The organism is Dactylosporangium darangshiense, assembly GCF_039537565.1.
GTDB lineage: Bacteria > Actinomycetota > Actinomycetes > Mycobacteriales > Micromonosporaceae > Dactylosporangium > Dactylosporangium darangshiense.
In genome coordinates, this window is record NZ_BAABAT010000179.1 from 1 (window position 1) to 1543 (window position 1543).

The window sequence follows — 1543 nt, forward strand, 5'->3', positions numbered from 1 at the left end:
CGGCGCGTGTCAAGATTTTTGAGGCAGGTTGGTTAGGTTTTCGTTGAGTGGGCTGGCTCGTCTGGGTCGTCTTGCTCGGCGGGCTTGTTGATCCACGCTGCGACAGGTAGGGCGGCCGGCTCGGGGTGCTTGCGGACGAACCGTTCGGGGTTGCGGGTGTACGCGGCGCTCAGCACGTCCGCCCGGACGGCCTGGACCTGGTCAACGTGTCCATAGTGGACATTGTGGGGCGTGTGCCAGGCGACACCGGAATGCCGATGCTCGGTGTTGTACCAGCTGAAGAAGCGTTGGCAGAACGCCCGTGCGTCGGGCAGGTTGGCGAACGTCGCCGGAAACTCGGGCCGGTACTTCAGCGTCCGGAACTGCGACTCGCTAAACGGGTTGTCATTGCTCGTATGCGGCCGGGAATGCGACTTGGTGACACCCAGGTCGGCGAGGAGGAACGCGACCGGCTTCGACGCCATCGAGGAGCCGTTGTCGGCGTGGACGGTCAACCTGTCCCGGTCGATACCGTGCTTGGCGATGGTGTCGGCGAGCAACTGCTCAGCCAGGGCAGCGGACTCCCGGCCGGCGATCAGCCAGCCGACCGTGTACCGGGAGTAGATGTCGATAATCACGTACAGGTGGAAGTACGACCATTTCGCTGGCCCGTGCAGCTTCGTGATATCCCACGACCAGCACTGATTCGGTTTCGTGGCAACAAGTTCGGGCTTGACCCGGGCCGGGTGCACCGCCTGACGTCGACGCTCACCGACCTCCCCGTACGCCCGCAGAATCCGGTACATGCTCGACACCGACGCCACATAGACGCCCTCGTCGAGCAGCTCGTGGTAGACCGTCGCCGGCGCCTTGTCCACGAAGCCGGGACTGTTCAGCAACGCCCGCACCGTGGCCCGCTCGACCTCGTCCAACGCCCGCGGCTGCGCCCGACGCTCCCGCACCGGCCGGACCGGCGGCGGTGACTGCCGATGCCGGCGGTAGTGCGAGGCCTGCGCCCGGCCGGTCGCCCGGCACGCCGCCCGAACACCGATCATCGGCTCCAACTCGACGATCGCGTCGTCGATCATGCGGTCGGCTCGCTCCCGCTGCTCTGGCCGTCGGTCGCGAGTTGCCCCAACAGCGCGGAAAGTTTTCCCTGCACCTCGATCACCCGCCGGGCCTTGTCCAGATCGGCCTCCAGCCGCAGCACCCGCGCCCGCAACCTGGCGTTCTCCCGATCGACCGGATCGGCCGGCGGCCGCCCGGCCGGCTGGGCCAGAGCCTGCAACGCCCCCTGGTCGCGCTGGGCTCGCCACGCCGCGATCAGCGAGGAGTAGATCCCCTCCCGGCGCAGCAATGCGCCTTTGTCGGCCTTGCCGAGGCCCTCGTACTCGGCCAAGATCCGCGACTTCTCCGCCGCGGACCACCGCCGCGTACGGGCCCTCACCAGAACCTCAGGATCCGGCACACCATCGAGCGAACTCACGAGAGATGAACTCCAGACTCGCCCTCAGAACAACATTGCAGGTTCAAAACCTGCCTCATGAGATCTTGGCACAGAGGG

General features: G+C 66.8%; 1 protein-coding gene. It reads right to left on the minus strand.

All coding sequences use genetic code 11. The features are described 5' to 3' along the window. Window positions 1-32 precede the first annotated feature (32 nt). Window positions 33-1465, minus strand: a protein-coding gene (locus ABD901_RS58545) for an IS3 family transposase (RefSeq protein ID WP_380133593.1) whose coding sequence is annotated in 2 segments (ribosomal slippage) — window positions 33-1135 and window positions 1135-1465 — 1434 coding nt in all. Because the reading frame shifts where the segments join, the coding sequence is not laid out codon by codon here. Window positions 1466-1543: the final 78 nt, after the last annotated feature.